Below are 17,802 nucleotides of genomic sequence, written 5' to 3'. Positions count from 1 at the left end.
TTGTAATGCCTTGATTCTCGAGCACACAGCATTTACCGAAAAGGCAAATGCTGCAAATGAGAAATCTAAGCCATTTCGGCCAAGATAGTGGAATTGTCAACACACCCTAGAGTAGAATTGACGACTGGCCAAAATAAACAGCATTCATCCAGGATGACAGTAGTAAAGGCGAAACATGGATCAACGACCCAATGTCTCAGTAAAAAATTCAACTAAGCCATCTAAGCTTTTGGCTCTAATTGCATTGGCAATTGCATTCGCCTTACCATTCATTCTAGTTAAATCATTCTCACACAAACAAAAAGCGAACTACACTCACGAACATCCGTTGCTCCCACCCCAAGCCTTGGAAACACCTCCTCAAAAACTGCCACATCTCACTAAGCGGGAGCCCGCTCCTTTTACAAAAAGTTCAAAAGAAATATCCCAAAGCGCTGTTAACAACAAACCTCAAGCGGCTACTGTATCTCCTGCTAATACCTCAAAATCACAAACAACAACCGCATCAGCCGCCAAAACAACGGCCACTAAACCCCAACCGAGCGCAATAACAGCAAAACCAACTACTTCAGCAGTACAAGAGAATGAGATAAAAACAATTAAAACACGTCCAGGGGATTCGCTTGCTTCTGTATTTAATCGTCTGGGGTTAACTTCTCAAACATTGCAAACAATTATACGAGAAAATCCAAGCACTAAAGTTTTAGCGAAATTAAAACCAAACCAGCAACTGGAGTTCTTGATTAAAAATCATACCCTGGAGAAGATGGTTGCCCCTATCTCAAGTACTCAGTTTGTTGTTGTGACCCGTGATGGTCGGCATTACAAAAGTAAAATCAATTCTTACAAAATAACTACTCATAATCATTATATAACTGCAACGCTGCGAGGTTCTTTATATAACACAGCAAAACGCCACAATATTCCTTATAAGTTGATGCAACAAATGACTGAAATCTTTGCCTGGGATATCAACTTTGCTAAAGATGTGCGCGCAGGGGATCAATTCACCATTATTTACAAAGCGCACTTTGTCGAAGACAAGCCAGTAGGAGTAGGCGATATTGTTGCTGTCAGTTATAAAAACCGGGGCAAAACATTTCAGGCTGTTTTGCATACAAGCCGCGGTGGGCACTCTGATTATTATACGCCTCAAGGAACCAGCTTAAAGAACGCCTTCAATCGCTATCCTTTGCGCTTTAGCCATATCAGTTCAACATTTAGCCTCTCCCGCTATCATCCGATCCTCCGTTATAGAAGGCCGCATAAGGGAGTAGATTTAGCTGCACCAATTGGCACCCCCATTTTAGCAACAGGAGATGGCCGCATCGAGATAATTGGCCGACAAAGCGGTTACGGCAATATGATTAAGATTAAACATAATAAGACCTACAGCACCATTTATGGGCATATGCTGAAATTCCAGAAAGGTTTATCCAGAGGCACTTTTGTTAAGCGTGGACAGGTCATTGGTTATGTTGGACAAACGGGCTTGGCTTCTGGACCCCATTGTCACTACGAATTTCATATCAACAATCAACCTAAAAATCCTACCACAGTTAATCTACCAAGAGGCAACTCTGTGCCAGCAAGAGAAATGGCTTCCTTTAAAGCCAATACAAATACATTGTTAGCCCAGTTAAAGTTATATGAAACAGGGCGGTTAATGAATCCCACTAAAAAGAATGCCAAAGTAGGGTAATCGCCCAGCACCCTATAAGCATGCAGCTGTATTAAAGTAATGGATCAGGTTCCATTTGGGTTTAGCCGCCAGATTTGAGTACATCGAGGTATCCAGCCTATTACTAATAAGTAGCGCGATGAATACCTCTATTGAGTCAGGCTGCCGAAGAAGCAAAAGAGAGAGGTAATACTTCGTCTAAACCATCTTCTTCAATCAAATTGAGAGAATGCCGGAGATCCATCGAAACCATACAAACATTATAATGTAAATAGATACCTGCTGAGGGGATAAGAACTTTATTTGGTTGGCGAGTAAATCCAAATCGTTGATAAAATGAAATAGCTTCATTATTGAGATCTTCTACCTCTACTTTCATACTGAGGATCCCTGCTCCCAGGGCCGCTTCGATACATGTTTGCAATAAAAGCCTGTCATACCCATTGCCAGCCTCATCCTCGTTAACAAATAACCTGGAAAGAAAGGCGCTCTGAGCGAGGAGTTTGATTTTGGCAAAGCCTATTAATTCATTGTTTTCATTAAAGAGACCATAAAAGCTAAGTTGCGGATTATTAAAATCTTGCTCAATGTCGTTTAATAACAGTATATCTTTCGTTAAACTTTTATCCTCATGGCGAAAATCGACAAAGCTGGCATACCAATCACGCTTCATAACAGGGATTAAGCGAGGTAAATCCCCTCTTACTATTTGTCTAACCTGAACCATATCTCTCCTTAACCATTTTTTTCAATCTGAAATGCTGATATCAAGAACGATGGCGCGATGCGTTTGATAGCGTTGACAGAGATAACGAACGCAGCGCTAAACGTCTATGATATTGAGTTTTTTCCACTTCATCAGGGAAATTTTAAATTCTTGGGTAACTCTTAACTTAGTTCAGCAGATTAATTCAACCTAAGCAAAGAGGTAACGACAAATAACCACACTTGCCACAACTCCCGCAAAGTCCGCTAAGAGGCCTGCAGGAATCGCATGCCTGGTGCGTTTTATTCCAACCGCACCAAAATAAACTGCAATCACATAAAAGGTTGTTTCAGTACTCCCCATCATTGTGGCGGCAGTTTTTCCAATCAAAGAATCACCACCGTGTTGGTGTATTAACTCAGCCATAATTCCTGTCGAAGCACTGCCTGAAAAAGGTCTTATTAATGCAAGGGGCAATAGTTCAGATGGCATTCCTAGAGCAGATAATACTGGGGACAACAATGTTTGCATAAGCTCGAAAAAACCAGAAGCCCGCAACATGCCAATCGCAACTAACATGGCGATTAAGTAAGGAATGATACTCACGCTCGTTTCAAATCCTTGTTTTGCCCCTGTTACAAAAGCATCAAAAACATTAATTTTTTTCAATGCACCATAAAGAGGAATCCCAACGATAAAAGCAAGGAAAATCCAGTTCGATAATTGATCAGCAAAATTACTCATTGACCTCAGTTCCTCTGATTCGATAGGCGGGTAGCTTGGCTAATTGTTTAACAGCAACTATCGCTACTATCGTTGAAATGCTGGTAGCGATTAAGGAGCTAAAAATGACACTGCTGGGATGTAGGCTGCCGTTTGCTGCGAGAAAAGCAATAGCAGTCGCAGGGATAAGTTGAACGCTTGACGTATTAATTGCTAAAAAAGTACACATTGCATTTGTTGCCTCCTGCGCATGCTTATTAAGGCGTTGGAGTTCTTTCATTGCTTGCAATCCAAATGGCGTTGCGGCATTTGCCAAACCAAGCATGTTGGCTGCAAGGTTGAGCACAATTGCCCCCATCGCCGGGTGATCAGCGGGTACATCGGGGAATAAAGGGCGCAATATTGGTCTTAATCCTCTGGCAAGATGATTTATTAATCCCGATTCAGAAGCAATAGCCATGATCCCTAGCCAGAGTGCCATGATTCCTGTTAAACCTAATGCAATTTCAAAACCCAATTTTGCTGAATCAGTAACGGCATGGACAACCTGATCAAGTCGTCCTTGGGCTAAACCAACAATCAATGAAAGAAAGATCATTCCTAGCCATATCGCGTTTAGCATTCTGTACCTCGATAGTAAAAATAGGTTAAAATATGCACTTTTTTATCCCGACAGGAGAGGCTATGCGCCCAGTCTACTGCATGCATACGTTAAAATGCATTGTTTTTTCATCCTTTCTGGTATTTTTATCCTGCCAATCTATGGCTGCTGTTCATCCAAAACAACAAGAAGCCAACCAAATAATCACCGAACTATATCATAGCCTGGAGCACCTATCGAACCCTGACATGGCAAATCGACTTGATGCCATCAGCGCCCAATTTTTAGGCAAGCCTTATATCCTAGGCGCTCTTGGAGAAGGGATGAAAGCGCGCTTTGATCAGGAACCTCGCTATCGTGTAGACGCGTTTGATTGCGATACCTATGTCACCACTGTGCTTGCTATAGCATTGGCAAAAGATCAGCAGGGATTTAAACAGTGTATGAGTAGAGTTCGCTATAAGGACGGTAAAGTGAGCTTCATAACACGAAATCATTTTATGTCCCTCGATTGGAATCCTAACAATCAACAACAAGGATTTATCAGAGATATTACAGGAACATTCCGAGACAAAGACAATAAACCTGTAGCTGAGATAGCCTCAGCATTAATCGATAAACCATCTTGGTACCAACATTTTACCGATAAAAATATCCACTTAAATCCATCCGATGAAAATGAACGAATCAAACGGTTAGCGGAGCTAAAAGAAAGGGGCTCCAAATTACCGAAACAGTTGGCGCAAGTGCCCTATCTACCATTCACTGCCCTATTTGATGCCCAAGGGAATCCTAATCTGTTTTTGTTTGCACAAATCCCCAATGCATCAATCATAGAAATCGTACGACCTAATTGGGACATACGGGAACAAATTGGTACTAACTTAAATGTTTCTCATTTGGGCTTTGCTTTTTGGAAACAAGGGATCCTTTATTTTAGGCAAGCTTCCTCAAAATTCGGCCATGTCGTGGAGGTTCCTCTCATAGATTACTTGCATGAAGCCTTGAGCAGTCCAACAATTAAGGGCATCAATGTTGAAGTGATTGTTCCACAGGTTCCGTTATCGGATAACTGCAATATTAGTCCTAGGGTTTTTTGAAGACTATGTTATCCAAAGAGGGGGCTTGGTGCAAAAGATTGCCTCCTCTCTCAATAGCAAGTTGCGCAAGTTACATTAAGCAATAAGCTCCTATAGCAATTGTCCTGTTATAAGGCAATTTATAGAATTCAATATTTAAGTTAGCAGAATAATTACGCATCAAGAAAGCAAATAGCTTCTCTTGCCAATAAAACATCAATGTTCTCTTTTTCTTAGACGCTATAACATTAGGAATTTCCACAAAATAGGTAGCCGACTCAACTTTAAACTCAAATGGGAGTATTTCATATTCGACTGCTTTTGCTAAAGCCTTCGGCACAGAAATATTATCCATAAAACCATAGTGTAAGGTTAATTTACAAACCCTTTTATCGATTTGGTTAATTTCAAATCGTTTAGAAGGATCGATATGCGGTTTATTTTCAACAACATAACTTACAATTAGAATATTTTCTGGGACTGCATAGCTCAGTTTTAAAAAATGAAGGAAACTCCCCCCACTAGGGTCATAGGTATCGGTAAGGAAAATTGCGGTGATACCCCGCAAATGCCTCAGTGATTTATAATTAAGCTGTTTAACAATTTTACTAATATCTTCCTTTTGCATATAGAAATTATTCTTCAAGTATTGCAAACCCAAATTCCAGGTGAACATAATGACACCAATAACTAAGGCAAAACATACCGGAGCCCATCCACCGGTCAGAAATTTTTGCGCATTCGCCCCTAAAAAAAGAAGATCAATCGACAAAAAAGGCGTAAACACGATAACGACTTTTGGCCAAGACCAAAGCCAAATATGCCTTGCAGCATAAGTGACCATCGTAGTGACTAGTAACATGACTAGGTTCACTGCGATTCCATAGGCATGGGTCATGTTGCTCGAATTCCTGAAAGTAACAATGATTAGCATAGTGCCAACAAAGAGTACAAAATTCATCTGCGGAATATAGATTTGCCCAGCATGCTCTTTCGATGTTTGAATCACCGGAATCCGCGGGCAAAGACCCAATAAAATAGCTTGCTTAGTTAATGAAAAAGTAGCTGTAATGACAGCTTGCGAAGCAATGACTGTAGCAATTGTAGCGATAAGCAGCAAGGGAATAGAAAACCAATTCGGAGCAATCATATAAAAGGGATTGACTATTGCTTCTGGATGGCTAATTAAATGACCACCCTGTCCAAAATAATTAAGAAGCAAGCAAGGCAAAACAACAAAAAACCAACTATAACGGATAGGGTTTTTACCGAAATGGCCAATATCAGCATAAAGAGCCTCCCCGCCCGTTACCACTAGGAAAACATCACCTAATAAGTAATAGCCCTTTAGACCATGATTGTATAAATAATCGAAAGCATAGATAGGATGAAGTGCCTTTAACACAACAGGATGCTTATAAATTTCTACTGAACCCAAGATGGCGATCGTAATAAACCAAATCAATAACAAGGGGCCAAATGCAGAACCAATTTTGGTTGTCCCGTGTGATTGCATAACAAATAAGAAAATCAAGATAGCACAAGAAAGAGGCACCACAAAATCATCGAATTTAGGGGAAATTGTTTCTAGTCCTTCGATGGCGCTTGTGACTGAAATGGCTGGAGTTAACATGCCATCGCCTAACAATAATCCAGCGCTAAAAATAGCTAGCAAGTAAAAGATATGCTCATATTTCGTTGATTTTTGCTTAAGTAATGCTAATAACGCTAACCCCCCTCCTTCACCGTCATTATCTGCGCGAAAAACAATAACGAGGTATTTTATGGAAATAACAACGATCAATGACCAAAAAATTAAAGATAAGACACCCAGAATATCCACTTCAGTAAGCGGCAAGTCACCAAGAGCCTGACGTAAAGCATAAAGTGGACTTGTTCCGATATCTCCAAAAACCACGCCTAAAGCAGCTAGAGATAAAGCCCAGGGTATTTTTTTCTTATTTTTAACCAAGATAAATTATCCGATTCGCCAGTTATTGAAACTATAAACTAAATATAAGCCTGTTGCGTAGTGAACATCTATATTATTTTCAATAAAAAAAGAGTAAGTTAACCTGACATTGATTGCGAAATAAAAATGGATGCTTAATAATGGAAAAATTCATCTATAGTAGGAGTGGGAATGTCACACAAGAGCTCGATTGGGCGCTTGGCCTTTGTTAGCCTGTTAGCTTTAGCTTTTAGTGGCTGTTTTCACCCCCCCTATAACAACTTTAAACCTTATCGCCGTGTCTATACTACGACTCCCCCAGCTACGATACTAGGCTCTGCCGCGGTCGCCGTTTCAGGAGGAGCGCCAGTTCTTGCTGGTGCGGCAATTGGTGCAGCTGTAGGTGCTAGTGTTGGCCTTTATAAAGACAGCAGACCCATGCTAATCAAACAGCTACGTAAACTGGATATGCAATACATTGAGTACGGTGATACAGTTACTATTATCGTTCCCACAGATCGCTATTATGTGTTTAACAACGCCCGGTTAAATGATCTTTGCTTTGCCGGCTTAAATACCTTAATTAAATTAATCAAAACATTCCATAAGTGCTGTCCGATTTACGTTGCTGGTTTTACCGATAACGTGGGTTCGCGTCACAGTAAAAAACTCATGTCTCAAGCTCGAGCTGAAACCATGGTAACCTTCCTTTGGGCTAACGGCATTTCTGCACGACGCTTGATTGCTGAAGGATATGGTGATAAAAACCCTGTTGGTGATAATAAGCTCATCCATGGTAGTGCGTATAATCGTCGCATTGAAATTCAGATATTCAAAGATTGTTCAACTCCTCAAGTTGAACCAGTCCCGATAAGCGCAACAAAATAGAACTTGCTTTTTGATGTTAGGTACATAAATGAAATCCAGATTTATTGGCGGTATTCTTCTCATAGTCGGCACATCCATCGGCGGCGGTATGCTCGCCTTGCCAGTAGCTAATGCTGCAACAGGCTTTTGGGAGTCTTCATTATTTCTTCTGCTTTGCTGGGCGGTAATGACGTTGGGAGCTTTATTTATTGTTGAAACAAATCTTTTTTTACCTCCTGGTAAACACATGGTTTCCATGGCTGCAGCTACTCTTGGCTCTCCTGGCCTTCTTGCTGCTTGGCTAAGTTATTTATTTCTACTTTACACTTTACTCTCCGCTTATATCTCAGGAGGAGCAGATGTTTTTGGGAACCTATTTTCCCGGATAGGCTTTCCAGTTAGTGATTGGCTCGCCAGTACATTATTCACGCTCATCTTTGGTTTAGTGGTTTACGGGGGAATCCGTAGCGTTGATCTGTTAAATCGTGGCTTAATGTTTGGAAAACTAGGCGTTTATTTTATTCTCGTTATTCTCATTGCGCCTCATATTCAGCCTAATTATCTCAGTGGCGGTAATTATCAATACATTACCGGAACAGTAATGATTCTAATTACCTCTTTTGGTTTTGCTATTATTGTTCCCAACTTACGTGATTATTTTAACGATGATATTAATACGCTTAGGAAAGTGGTGTTTATTGGTTCACTGATTCCGCTTTTGTGTTACTTAGCTTGGGATGCGGTGATTATTGGTAGCTTACCTACTTCTGGGGACAATGGTCTTGCTGCATTAATGCATAACGAACACACCACTTCCGCTTTAGCAGCAACACTTTCGAACACTGTACAAAACACAATGATAACCTCCTTATTTAACTTTTTTACTTCGATATGCATGCTGACTGCTTTTTTGGGCGTATCACTTTGCCTTATAAGCTTTCTAGCTGATGGCTTAAATATGGTACAAAGCGGGCGACAGGGGTTAGGTTTATTTCTATTAACCTTCTTACCACCGCTTCTCGTTGTTATCTATTACCCTGGAGCATACATTCATGCATTAAATTACGCTGGAATTTTTTGCGTAATCCTACTTCTTTTATTACCTGCCCTGATGTCAGTCTATGGAAGAAAGAAGTTTTCACCTCGTTACACAGTGCCTGGAGGAAAAATCTCGCAATGGCTAGTTATTATATTTTCAATTCTTCTCCTTGCGAATTCATTTTGGCAATTAATTATTGTCGATAAATAAACGAGTTGGCGATACGAAAACATCGCGAAACATTGACAGCGAGGGTGATTTTCACTTACTATATTGTTTTAATTTTGTACAGATGGACGTATTGTGGCTAATTCCAAATTTATTGGTGGTATCCTATTAATTGTCGGCACTTCCATTGGTGGAGGTATGTTAGCCCTACCCGTTTCGACTGCAGAAGTCGGCTTTACCAACTCCATTTTTTTCTTAATTTTATGTTGGCTAATCATGACAGTAGGAGCACTTCTCATTCTTGAGGTGAATCTTCGTTTGCCGGCAGGCAGCAATATGGTTTCCATGGCCAAAACAACGTTGGGCCTCCCAGGGCAGGTTATTGCCTGGATTGCCTATCTTTTACTTCTCTACACATTATTAGCAGCCTATATTTCAGGGGGTTCTGATGTGTTAAATGGGCTATTGCAAAAAGCGAATTTTAATTTACCAAGCTGGTCCACTTCGCTTACCTTCACTTTAATATTTAGTTTAGTTGTTTATGGTGGCATCCGCTCTGTTGATTATGTAAATCGTGGACTTATGTTTGGCAAGTTAGGCGTTTATCTACTTTTAGTAGTCATCATTAGCCCGCATGTGCAATTAACTTCATTGAGCGGGGGCTCAGTAAAAGCTGTTACAGGAAGCCTGATGGTATTAATAACTTCATTTGGTTTCGCATCCATAGTGCCAAGTTTGCGCGAATATTTTCATGATGATGTGCACAGTTTACGGAAGGTTATTCTCCTGGGCTCATTGATTCCCCTCACTTGCTACATTCTGTGGGATGCAGTCATTATGGGAGTTGTTCAGAGAGAAGGCGATAATGGGTTGATCGCGCTCATGTCCAACGAACATGCGACAAGTGGTTTAACCAATGCGCTATCTACCGCTGTCAATAGCCAATGGATAACGGGCTTCTTTAGTTTTTTTACCTCAATATGTATGGTAACCGCTTTTCTAGGCGTTTCAATTGGCTTATTTGATTTTCTCGCCGATGGTCTGGCATTAAAGAAAACCGGACTCCAGGGAAAATCAACTTTAGCACTCACCTTTCTCCCTCCTCTAGCAGTAGTGCTGTTTAACCCTGGGATTTATTTGCATGCCCTAAGCTATGCAGGCATTTGTTGTGTGGTCCTATTGCTCCTCCTACCTGCTTTGATGGCTTGGAGAGCCCGAAGGATTGATCCTGCGAGTAGTATTTGGGTGGTACCAGGCGGTAATTTAAGTCTTACTCTTGTGATCTTGAGCGCGATATTCTTACTTACGATTGCAATATGATCAGTGTGCTAATTGCTTAACCCTAGCAGGGAAAAGCGTAATAGATAAGCCCTCATCAGGAAACAGCCATATTTGGCGCATCTTCCCAGAAACCTGCCAGAACAGTATTCATTTGGGCTTCTATGACCTTCTGGCAGGTTTTATTGATCTGCACATACCCCTTTTCGAGTAACCGGAAGCTAATACAGCTATTAATTCTGCTGATTTATTGAAGTATTTCTGCACGGTTTGTAAGAGTAGTTCCCTTTTTTATCCAAAACATCACATTAAATATCTCTTCTAAAGAGAGGAAATCAGGCCAAAAAGTCTGTAAAGCAACTAAGATTTCATACCCTAACTCCAGATTAGCTGCTATCATCTGGTCAAAAAATTTCCCAAAAAAGGGTGTGGGAGGGCTTGTTGTCACTGGCACTGCTAATGTATCCAGCATTTTTGCAAAACACCGCTGAAAATAGCCATTAAACATTTTTGGTACGGGTAGATTACCATCAAAAATTCGATGATCAGCACTAACTGAAATGGGTAGAATATCTTGAGGTTCAAATTCTTGGATTTCCTTGTTCCATATCAGCTTTTTTTCTACATCAAATAAAGTGACTTTGATTGCTTCATTAGGACGAAGAGGAGATTTCCCTTGTGTGTAGCCGCAGTGCCCAATATTACTTAAGGTCACTATTGAATTGGTTAGCATAGGGTACTCATAGGACCCATTAGCCAAATCAGAAAGAATATTGTCCATGATTATACGTAAGTGAGGATGCTCGTTCTCAAGCTGCTCACGCTTTTTATAGCAGTAAACCATCATTTTTATTCTGCTTCGAATTTTAGCAGCTAACTCGCTCGTAGTTAGTTCGTGACAATTCTCAAAAACAATAGTGCTGATATGATCTTTACAATCAGGCAGCTTTACCGCAACACCCACATAACTTCCTTCGGTTTTAAGCCATTTTGGATAGTTGATATAACTCCGCCACGATTCATTTTCATGCATGCTCAAACTCATTGTTTGCAACATCAGGGTAGTGAGTGTTTCTGGAGGATATTTTCTATTAAAAAAATCAATACAGCTTATATTGAGGTTAAATTCGCCTACCATCGTGGGATCTTTAGGTTTATCCCAGTGCATCATCAGTAATTTACGAAGAGGCGTCATATCAATTTCAGAAATAGTTCCTGTATAACGAATAATCTTTGGAGAAAGCCCCTCGACAACTTTCATCAAAAACTGCCAATCCTGACCTGGCTTAAGATTGATCTTACTTAGTTGTTCTTTGTGCTTGTTATCCAAATCTTCAAAAAGGGCTATTATTCCGTCAAAACCAAACAAGGATGAGAGAGAGCTTATAAATTTATATTGCAACAACAGATTAGTAACTAATTGGCCTTCCAGTTGTTGGATTTTATCTTTAACCTCGTTCTGCGTGGGTAATCCAATAGTGCGATATAAATCTGCTTCGCAGACGTGGCGATTCTCATCACTAATGATTGCTGCGAATACTTTGGGTGCAATATTGTGACGCGCAAAACTCTTAAAGATTTCTTCAATCCAGCCTTCCGCAAGTAAATTTAACAGTACAACAGCAGTCTTAGGGCATTCTTGTCCGCGAATAAAATTACAAAGTTTTTCTACATTTTCGTTATAGGCTGGCGGCAACGAATAAGGCGCACAAAGTTGATATACGATTTTCGTAAAAACTAAGCCATGAAAAATTTCATCAAGGAGCTGAGCATGCATGAGTTTCTTATGCTCGGGATTTTCCATTTTCGATTCAAACTTTAGTGGAATCTGAATCGCTAACACTTCCAGTTGCGCCAACAGGGAAAAAACATAGATATAGGGTAATTTTTCGTGCTTTAACTCAAATGGCAGCCCATCCCTGAATAAACCGTCTAACCTGCTTTTTATAACCTCCTTCTCCTCTTTGGAAATCTGATTCCATCCTTCTAGTATCCATTTCTCGGAACCCCATGTTGGCCTGAGTAGTTCGGCTAGTTCATCCATTTTTGTATCCAAGTTAACTCGAAGTCCTGCATCATAACTACTTCCGGCGGATAGCGTCAACTATCCATAACCTCTTAATATGCTGGTTATTTTTCTAATATTGAGTAATACTTCTCACAGTTAATCAGCTTTTTTACTATGATTCGAATAAGACCATTCCTAAAATGGGCAGGGTGTAAAATTCACTGCATTGAAACCATTTTGAATTCTCTGCCTCAAGCAAACCACCTGATTGAGCCTTTTACAGGATCAGGTGCAATCTTTGTTAATTCAAGTTATCCAAGTTATTTATTGGCAGAAGAAAATAAAGATTTAATTAGCTTATTTAGCTGCTTACAAGAAGAAGGGGAAGATTTTATAAATTACTGTGCTAATTTTTTCTCTATACAAAATAACTGTGCAGAGAAGTACTACTGGTTTAGGGAGCAATTTAATCAAAGCACTGACATCAAATATCGATCTGCATTATTTCTTTATCTCAATCGGCATGGTTACAATGGATTATGCCGTTATAACCAAAGCGGCCTCTATAACGTGCCTTTTGGCCGGTATATAAAACCATATTTTCCCCGAAATGAAATGAACTATTTTTTTCACAAATCCAAGCAGGCTCGATTTATTCAAGGTGATTTTCGTAAGACATTTGCTCAAGCTCAACCTGGTGACTTAATATATTGCGACCCCCCTTATGTCCCTTTATCTTCTAGCGCTTATTTTTCCTCGTACACGGGTAAAAAATTTACTGAACAAGATCAGATTGATTTGGCTAATCTAGCCATGGAAAGCCGAGAAAAAGGAATTACAGTCGTTATCTCCAATCACGACACTGAGTTCACTCGTTATCAGTATCGTCACAGTAAAATTATCTCTTTTCCAGTAAAGCGATGGATCAGCTGCCAGTCCCACAATCGCTTTCCGGTACAAGAATTAGTAGCGATTTTTTGTCCCAGTCTATAACAATATCCCCTCCCGTGTGGTACCGACAAAAATGGGAATTGATGCAGGGAAGGGGGCACGCTCGATTCGCGAGCGACTGAATTTAGCGCATCTTGCGAAAATCCAGCCGTTTCCGAAATTCAAATATCCTGAACAAGTATTGCTCTACTGTCCTATTGATCGAAAATCCTTCATGAAAAAAGCGAGAATTGTAACCATTAACAAAGAGATAGGCAGGATTGAAAGAGCAAGTTGATAGTCTACCACTGTATAAACGTGTTCTCCTGCAACAATACCACTATCGCCGAATGTATCCAGCAATTTTCCTACTAAGGGTTGAAATATTACCCCGCCTAAAGTGATTATCATATTTGTTGCTGCGAAAACCGTACCAGACAACTCTGCTCCGGAATTTTCCTTTGCCATGATAAACACAATAATTTCAGTTGCACTGAAAACACCATAGAGAAACAACAAAATATTTAAAGAAATATAAGATAGTCCTGGGTAGTATAGAACCATACAGATACAAATGAAGGCCATTATCGCCCCAATCACCAAAGGCAAAACCCTCCGCCCAGTGCTATCAGATAAAAAACCAGCAATTGGAGCCCCAACAGCCCAGCCTAAGAACATAGCTGAAATCGTCCTAGCAGCCTCAGCTTTAGTTAGGTGATGAGCTTGCTCTAAATAAGTTTTACCCCATAATTCACCAAAAACAGAAAGTGAAGTATACAAACAAGCTCCTACGAACCCGATTAACCACACCTGGGGAGATGACAGGACATGCCAAACATTATAAAAAAATTCGGGTAATGGATGACTGTGAGGCGAATAACCCTCTGGCCCATCCCTAACAACAAAGAAAATAATAATGCTAAGCACTGCGCCTATGGTAACCATCATCGTTAACACATGGTGCCAACCCATAGTGATCGCCATCTCAGTGATTTTTACTTCCCCATACACGAGACCTAGCATACCCAAAGTGGTTATTAACCCCGCTACGAGAGAAAAATAGCGGCGAGGCAGCCAATGTAAAGCAAGTGATAAAACACCCACGAATGCAAATGAGGAGCCAAAACCAACTAAAAATCGCCCGCTACCAGCTATGAAGATCGAGGAAGTATCCGTAAACATCCATGAACCAATGGTGCAGCAAAGACAAGCGAAGGTCAGCAACCGCCTTGGGCCAAATCGATCCATTAGCATACCGACTGGAAGCTGCATCGGCGAATAGGCGAAGTAGTAGAAAGCTGACAACTGGCCAAACGTTGTTGCCGAAATATGGCCAAATGCAGCGCTTAATTCGCTTTGCAAAGCACCTGGGATAATTCTTAATACGAATTCATAACAGTAAAAGAAAGCACCCACTGCACAGACTATGCTACCGAATAGCGCTTGTCTTTTACTGATTCCAATTGTTTTAGTTATCTGCATTAGCATAAGTTTCCTTCAGAAAGAAGGTCAAAATGGCAGCAATTATGATACCTATCGGGATAATTGACAAAGCAAATTGATAATCATCCGCTGTATACAATTGCTGTAGCTTATCTACAGAAACAGCCTGTAGAGGTACAGTCATGTGAGTCGACAAACTTAAATCAAGCAGCTTACCCACTAATGGCTGTAAAAACATAGCACCTAACATCACAATCATGTTTGTCATGGCCATTGCCGTGCCCGCAGCCTCATTAGGGCTAAGCTCACGACCAACAGCAAAGACGATACATTGGGCGCTGTATAGGATACCTAAAAGAAACATCAGTGCATCAATATGAGTTCCTTTCAAACCTGGCAAATAAAGCACCACCATCATTACTATTCCTGCACCTGTTGCACCAAACAGCATAGGAAGCTTACGGCGCTTTAATCGGTCAGAGATATAGCCCATCAAAGGAGCACCAACCGTAAAGCCTAGGAACAATAAAGAATTCGCAAAGTCAGCCTCTGGCTGTGAAAGATTATGGGCATGCTTTAAATAAGGAATACCCCATAACTCAGCAAATACGGTAGTTGGCAAATAAACCAAGCAGCCGAACAGGCCGTTGATCCAAATTTGTCTATTGCGGGTAATGATGCCTAAATCAATCATACTCTTCTTGAAATTAGCAACTGTTCCGCTGCGGCGTTGATGGCTTTTCTTATCATGTATGCCGAACCATAATATAACCGTTAACACAATTCCGGCGTAAGCAGTTAAGTTCACTGTCTCCCGCCAGCCAATGTTCATTACCATACTGCCTAACAAATTATCGCCGATCATTGCTCCAATAGTTCCTAAAGCCGCAGCCAGCCCCGAAACCATAGCGAGTTTATTTTCAGGCAACCAAATTGTTGCAAGCTTTAAAACCCCTACAAAGGCAAAAGCAGAGCCAAAGCCGACTAAAAACCGCCCCGTAGCAGCGATCCAAAAAACTGTTGTCCCAGCAAAAATGAAAGTTCCGATTACACAAATAATACAAGCAATTGTTATTAACAGTCTTGGCCCATAACGATCTAATAAAACACCAACAGGAATCTGCATAGGGACATATGCATAGTAGTAAAACGCTGATAACACACCAAAGCCTGTTGCAGATAAATTAAAATGATCGCGAAGGGCATGTTCCATAACGCTGGGCGATATGCGCAGAAAATATTCATAACTGTAATACACTGCTCCGAGTCCGCAAATCAGCCAAGCCATTAACAGGTATTTTCTATTCGTACTCGTATACAAAACACACTCCTCACTATCATTTAAGTATGGGAATTAACGTAAGCGTTTACGCCCTATTCACCGAACGCCGTATTTGGCGCATTGCGCGAAAATAACACGTTGCAAGTCAACATGCTGGTGCATGCTGGTTTGCTCGGCACCATTTTCGCGCAAGATGAGCTTAAATCCAACCGTTTCCCAAGATTCAAGCGCTTCCCTGAACGGTGACGAATTAATTAAGGATGATCAGTAACCAGCTCTACTGACACCACTTGCTCTTGCTGCCTTCGCTACAGCAAGCGCTACCCGATCTTTTAATCGGGGATCAATGGGTTTGGGAATAAAATAATCCGGACCAAACTCCCAATTGTTCATGCCTGGGTAATTGTCTTTCACTACTTGTGGAACTGGCTCAAGCACCAGCTGGCGAATAGCTTCAACTGCAGCAATTTGCATTGATTGATTAATACAAGTTGCACGTACATCAAGTGCTCCGCGAAATATATAGGGAAAGCAAAGAACGTTATTTACCTGATTAGGGTAATCACTTCGTCCAGTTGCAATGATTAGATCATCACGAACACGGCGGGCAACCTCAGGTCTTATTTCCGGATCGGGATTAGATAAAGCGAAAATGATGGGTCTAGGTGCCATCAATTGCAAAAGGTCAGCGTTTAGTAAATCGGGTTTTGCCACCCCAATGAAGACATCAGCATCCACTAGCGCATCTGCAAGCGTACGCTTATTTGTGGTTCGGGCAAATGCGAATTTATAGGCGTTTAAATCTTCTCGACCAGTATGGATAACCCCCTTTGTGTCCAGCAACAGCATTTTCTCTTTATCTGCTCCAAGCGCAACTAACAAGCGCATGGAAGCAATTCCTGCAGCTCCGGCGCCGATACAAACAATGTTGACGTCTGAGAGTCTTTTATCCTGTAAATCAAGCGCATTTAACAAGCCGGCAGCAACAACAATTGCTGTACCATGTTGATCGTCATGGAAGACAGGGATATTAAGCTGTTCAATCAAGGCCTGTTCTATCTCAAAACATTCTGGCGCTTTAATGTCTTCTAAATTAATACCACCGAAAGTAGGTGCAATTCGCTTGGCAGTGGCCACAAAAGCTTGGGGATCGTCAGCATCAATCTCGATATCAAAAACGTCAATGTCAGCAAACCGCTTGAATAATACCGCCTTTCCTTCCATTACTGGTTTACTTGCTAAAGGCCCAACATCTCCTAAACCAAGAACTGCTGTCCCGTTGGTCATCACCGCAACTAGATTGGCTTTAGCTGTGTATCGGAAAACATCATCCGGGTTTTCAGCAATAGCGAGCACTGGCTCAGCAACGCCTGGAGTATAAGCAAGGGATAAATCGTCTTGCGAATTTGTTGGTTTAGTTATTTGCACTGCAAGTTTTCCAGGAGCTGGAAACTCGTGATAGTACAGTGCACGTTGCTTTAATACATCTTTGTCCAAAGTGCTTACTCTCTTTTCAAACAACCCGGCGAAAAATCATATAGAAAAATGCCAGAGATGAACAGCCATTTTTAAAAAAATAGGCGCATGTTTATTGCGCCCACTGCTATTTCTTTACCTAAAAAGGTCAATTTTTATATTTCAGTCCGGCTCTGCCTAACAAGAGCAAAACTTAAAGGAGGGGTTTAAGCCATATTCGGCAGAAAAATAAGAACTAAGTGACGAATTAGGTCCTATTGATGATAATTCTTATTCGCCGCGTTTTTTATAACGGTCACGGAATCTTTGGACGCGGCCACCCGTATCGACTAGTTTTTGTTTTCCAGTATAGAAAGGATGACACTGGGAGCAAACTTCGATATTGAGATCTCTACCAAGGGTTGATCCTGTTTCGAAGGAATGACCACAACTGCAAGTAACATTGATTGTCTTGTATTCTGGATGTATTGAAGCTTTCATACCATTCTCTCTTTCAAAGCGAGTATCGCCACCTGATCCTGCGCCAGGCACCATACTCATTACTAAATGACGCGCCACATTAACAGAAAA

At 41.0% G+C, this 17,802-nt stretch carries 15 protein-coding genes; 6 read left to right on the top strand and 9 right to left on the bottom strand.

The window, feature by feature from the left end:
- The first annotated feature begins 175 nt into the window (after positions 1-175).
- Positions 176-1,702, top strand: a complete 1,527-nt coding sequence (locus LMI_RS01900; RefSeq protein WP_045098295.1) for a peptidoglycan DD-metalloendopeptidase family protein — start codon at positions 176-178, stop codon at positions 1,700-1,702.
- Positions 1,703-1,838: 136 nt separating this feature from the next.
- On the opposite strand, the gene LMI_RS01895 is transcribed toward LMI_RS01900, so the two are convergent.
- The 3 genes from LMI_RS01895 to LMI_RS01885 all read right to left on the bottom strand — a co-directional run bounded on the left by LMI_RS01895 (position 1,839) and on the right by LMI_RS01885 (position 3,732).
- Positions 1,839-2,408, bottom strand: coding sequence for a GNAT family N-acetyltransferase (locus tag LMI_RS01895; protein WP_045098294.1), 570 nt, complete (start codon positions 2,406-2,408; stop codon positions 1,839-1,841).
- 189 nt (positions 2,409-2,597) lie between these two features.
- On the bottom strand, positions 2,598-3,131 hold the full coding sequence (locus tag LMI_RS01890) for a spore maturation protein (RefSeq protein ID WP_045098293.1): 534 nt from the start codon (positions 3,129-3,131) through the stop codon (positions 2,598-2,600).
- Positions 3,124-3,732, bottom strand: a complete 609-nt coding sequence (locus LMI_RS01885; protein WP_045098292.1) for a nucleoside recognition domain-containing protein — start codon at positions 3,730-3,732, stop codon at positions 3,124-3,126. Before LMI_RS01885 ends, LMI_RS01890 begins: the two co-directional genes overlap by 8 nt.
- A gap of 62 nt (positions 3,733-3,794) precedes the next feature.
- On the opposite strand from LMI_RS01885, the gene LMI_RS01880 reads away from it, so the two are divergent.
- The gene (locus tag LMI_RS01880) at positions 3,795-4,811 is read left to right on the top strand and encodes an N-acetylmuramoyl-L-alanine amidase-like domain-containing protein (protein ID WP_082050686.1); all 1,017 of its coding nucleotides are present in this window, start codon (positions 3,795-3,797) and stop codon (positions 4,809-4,811) included.
- A 70-nt stretch (positions 4,812-4,881) separates the two neighbouring features.
- Here LMI_RS01880 and LMI_RS01875 read toward each other — a convergent pair whose 3' ends face one another.
- Positions 4,882-6,762, bottom strand: a complete 1,881-nt coding sequence (locus LMI_RS01875) for a potassium transporter Kup (protein ID WP_052679411.1) — start codon at positions 6,760-6,762, stop codon at positions 4,882-4,884.
- Between the two features lie 171 nt (positions 6,763-6,933).
- Here LMI_RS01875 and cmpA point away from each other — a divergent pair, with 171 nt between their 5' ends.
- From cmpA to LMI_RS01860, 3 genes are all read left to right on the top strand, one after another.
- Positions 6,934-7,629 (top strand): C-OmpA-like family protein CmpA, encoded by a 696-nt coding sequence (cmpA, locus tag LMI_RS01870; RefSeq protein WP_045098290.1) that lies wholly within the window; start codon positions 6,934-6,936, stop codon positions 7,627-7,629.
- A 28-nt stretch (positions 7,630-7,657) separates the two neighbouring features.
- Complete coding sequence (locus LMI_RS01865) at positions 7,658-8,857, top strand: amino acid permease (protein ID WP_045098289.1); 1,200 nt, start codon at positions 7,658-7,660, stop codon at positions 8,855-8,857.
- A 93-nt stretch (positions 8,858-8,950) separates the two neighbouring features.
- Positions 8,951-10,135: an amino acid permease gene (locus LMI_RS01860; RefSeq protein WP_045098288.1), complete on the top strand. Its 1,185-nt coding sequence runs from the start codon at positions 8,951-8,953 to the stop codon at positions 10,133-10,135.
- 205 nt (positions 10,136-10,340) lie between these two features.
- Here the strand turns inward: LMI_RS01860 and LMI_RS01855 are convergent, their stop codons facing one another.
- Positions 10,341-12,137, bottom strand: a complete 1,797-nt coding sequence (locus tag LMI_RS01855) for a 2-oxo acid dehydrogenase subunit E2 (RefSeq protein ID WP_064102961.1) — start codon at positions 12,135-12,137, stop codon at positions 10,341-10,343.
- Between the two features lie 138 nt (positions 12,138-12,275).
- Between LMI_RS01855 and LMI_RS01850 the strand changes: the two genes are divergently transcribed.
- Complete coding sequence (locus LMI_RS01850) at positions 12,276-13,094, top strand: Dam family site-specific DNA-(adenine-N6)-methyltransferase (RefSeq protein WP_045098287.1); 819 nt, start codon at positions 12,276-12,278, stop codon at positions 13,092-13,094.
- Positions 13,095-13,238: 144 nt separating this feature from the next.
- Here LMI_RS01850 and LMI_RS01845 read toward each other — a convergent pair whose 3' ends face one another.
- The 4 genes from LMI_RS01845 to rpmE all read right to left on the bottom strand — a co-directional run bounded on the left by LMI_RS01845 (position 13,239) and on the right by rpmE (position 17,712).
- Positions 13,239-14,513: an MFS transporter gene (locus LMI_RS01845; protein WP_045098286.1), complete on the bottom strand. Its 1,275-nt coding sequence runs from the start codon at positions 14,511-14,513 to the stop codon at positions 13,239-13,241.
- Positions 14,500-15,762 (bottom strand): MFS transporter, encoded by a 1,263-nt coding sequence (locus LMI_RS01840; RefSeq protein WP_045098285.1) that lies wholly within the window; start codon positions 15,760-15,762, stop codon positions 14,500-14,502. The genes LMI_RS01845 and LMI_RS01840 overlap by 14 nt, the downstream gene beginning before the upstream one ends.
- A 258-nt stretch (positions 15,763-16,020) precedes the next feature.
- On the bottom strand, positions 16,021-17,253 hold the full coding sequence (locus tag LMI_RS01835; RefSeq protein ID WP_045098284.1) for a malic enzyme-like NAD(P)-binding protein: 1,233 nt from the start codon (positions 17,251-17,253) through the stop codon (positions 16,021-16,023).
- A 249-nt stretch (positions 17,254-17,502) separates the two neighbouring features.
- Positions 17,503-17,712: a 50S ribosomal protein L31 gene (rpmE, locus tag LMI_RS01830; protein ID WP_045100505.1), complete on the bottom strand. Its 210-nt coding sequence runs from the start codon at positions 17,710-17,712 to the stop codon at positions 17,503-17,505.
- Between the last annotated feature and the right edge of the window lie 90 nt (positions 17,713-17,802).

The organism is Legionella micdadei (assembly GCF_000953635.1).
Taxonomy (GTDB): domain Bacteria; phylum Pseudomonadota; class Gammaproteobacteria; order Legionellales; family Legionellaceae; genus Tatlockia; species Tatlockia micdadei.
This window is presented reverse-complemented; position numbering and strand designations above follow the sequence as displayed.

Excerpts from the sequence above, each read along its gene's own strand:
- LMI_RS01900 (WP_045098295.1), top strand. The coding sequence starts at position 176 with ATGGATCAACGACCCAATGTCTCAGTAAAAAATTCAACTAAGCCATCT.
- LMI_RS01895 (WP_045098294.1), bottom strand. The coding sequence starts at position 2,408 with ATGGTTCAGGTTAGACAAATAGTAAGAGGGGATTTACCTCGCTTAATC.
- LMI_RS01890 (WP_045098293.1), bottom strand. The coding sequence starts at position 3,131 with ATGAGTAATTTTGCTGATCAATTATCGAACTGGATTTTCCTTGCTTTT.
- LMI_RS01885 (WP_045098292.1), bottom strand. The coding sequence starts at position 3,732 with ATGCTAAACGCGATATGGCTAGGAATGATCTTTCTTTCATTGATTGTT.
- LMI_RS01880 (WP_082050686.1), top strand. The coding sequence starts at position 3,795 with ATGCGCCCAGTCTACTGCATGCATACGTTAAAATGCATTGTTTTTTCA.
- cmpA (WP_045098290.1), top strand. The coding sequence starts at position 6,934 with ATGTCACACAAGAGCTCGATTGGGCGCTTGGCCTTTGTTAGCCTGTTA.
- LMI_RS01865 (WP_045098289.1), top strand. The coding sequence starts at position 7,658 with ATGAAATCCAGATTTATTGGCGGTATTCTTCTCATAGTCGGCACATCC.
- LMI_RS01855 (WP_064102961.1), bottom strand. The coding sequence starts at position 12,137 with ATGGATGAACTAGCCGAACTACTCAGGCCAACATGGGGTTCCGAGAAA.
- LMI_RS01850 (WP_045098287.1), top strand. The coding sequence starts at position 12,276 with ATGATTCGAATAAGACCATTCCTAAAATGGGCAGGGTGTAAAATTCAC.
- LMI_RS01845 (WP_045098286.1), bottom strand. The coding sequence starts at position 14,513 with ATGCAGATAACTAAAACAATTGGAATCAGTAAAAGACAAGCGCTATTC.
- LMI_RS01840 (WP_045098285.1), bottom strand. The coding sequence starts at position 15,762 with ATGGCTTGGCTGATTTGCGGACTCGGAGCAGTGTATTACAGTTATGAA.
- rpmE (WP_045100505.1), bottom strand. The coding sequence starts at position 17,712 with ATGAAAGCTTCAATACATCCAGAATACAAGACAATCAATGTTACTTGC.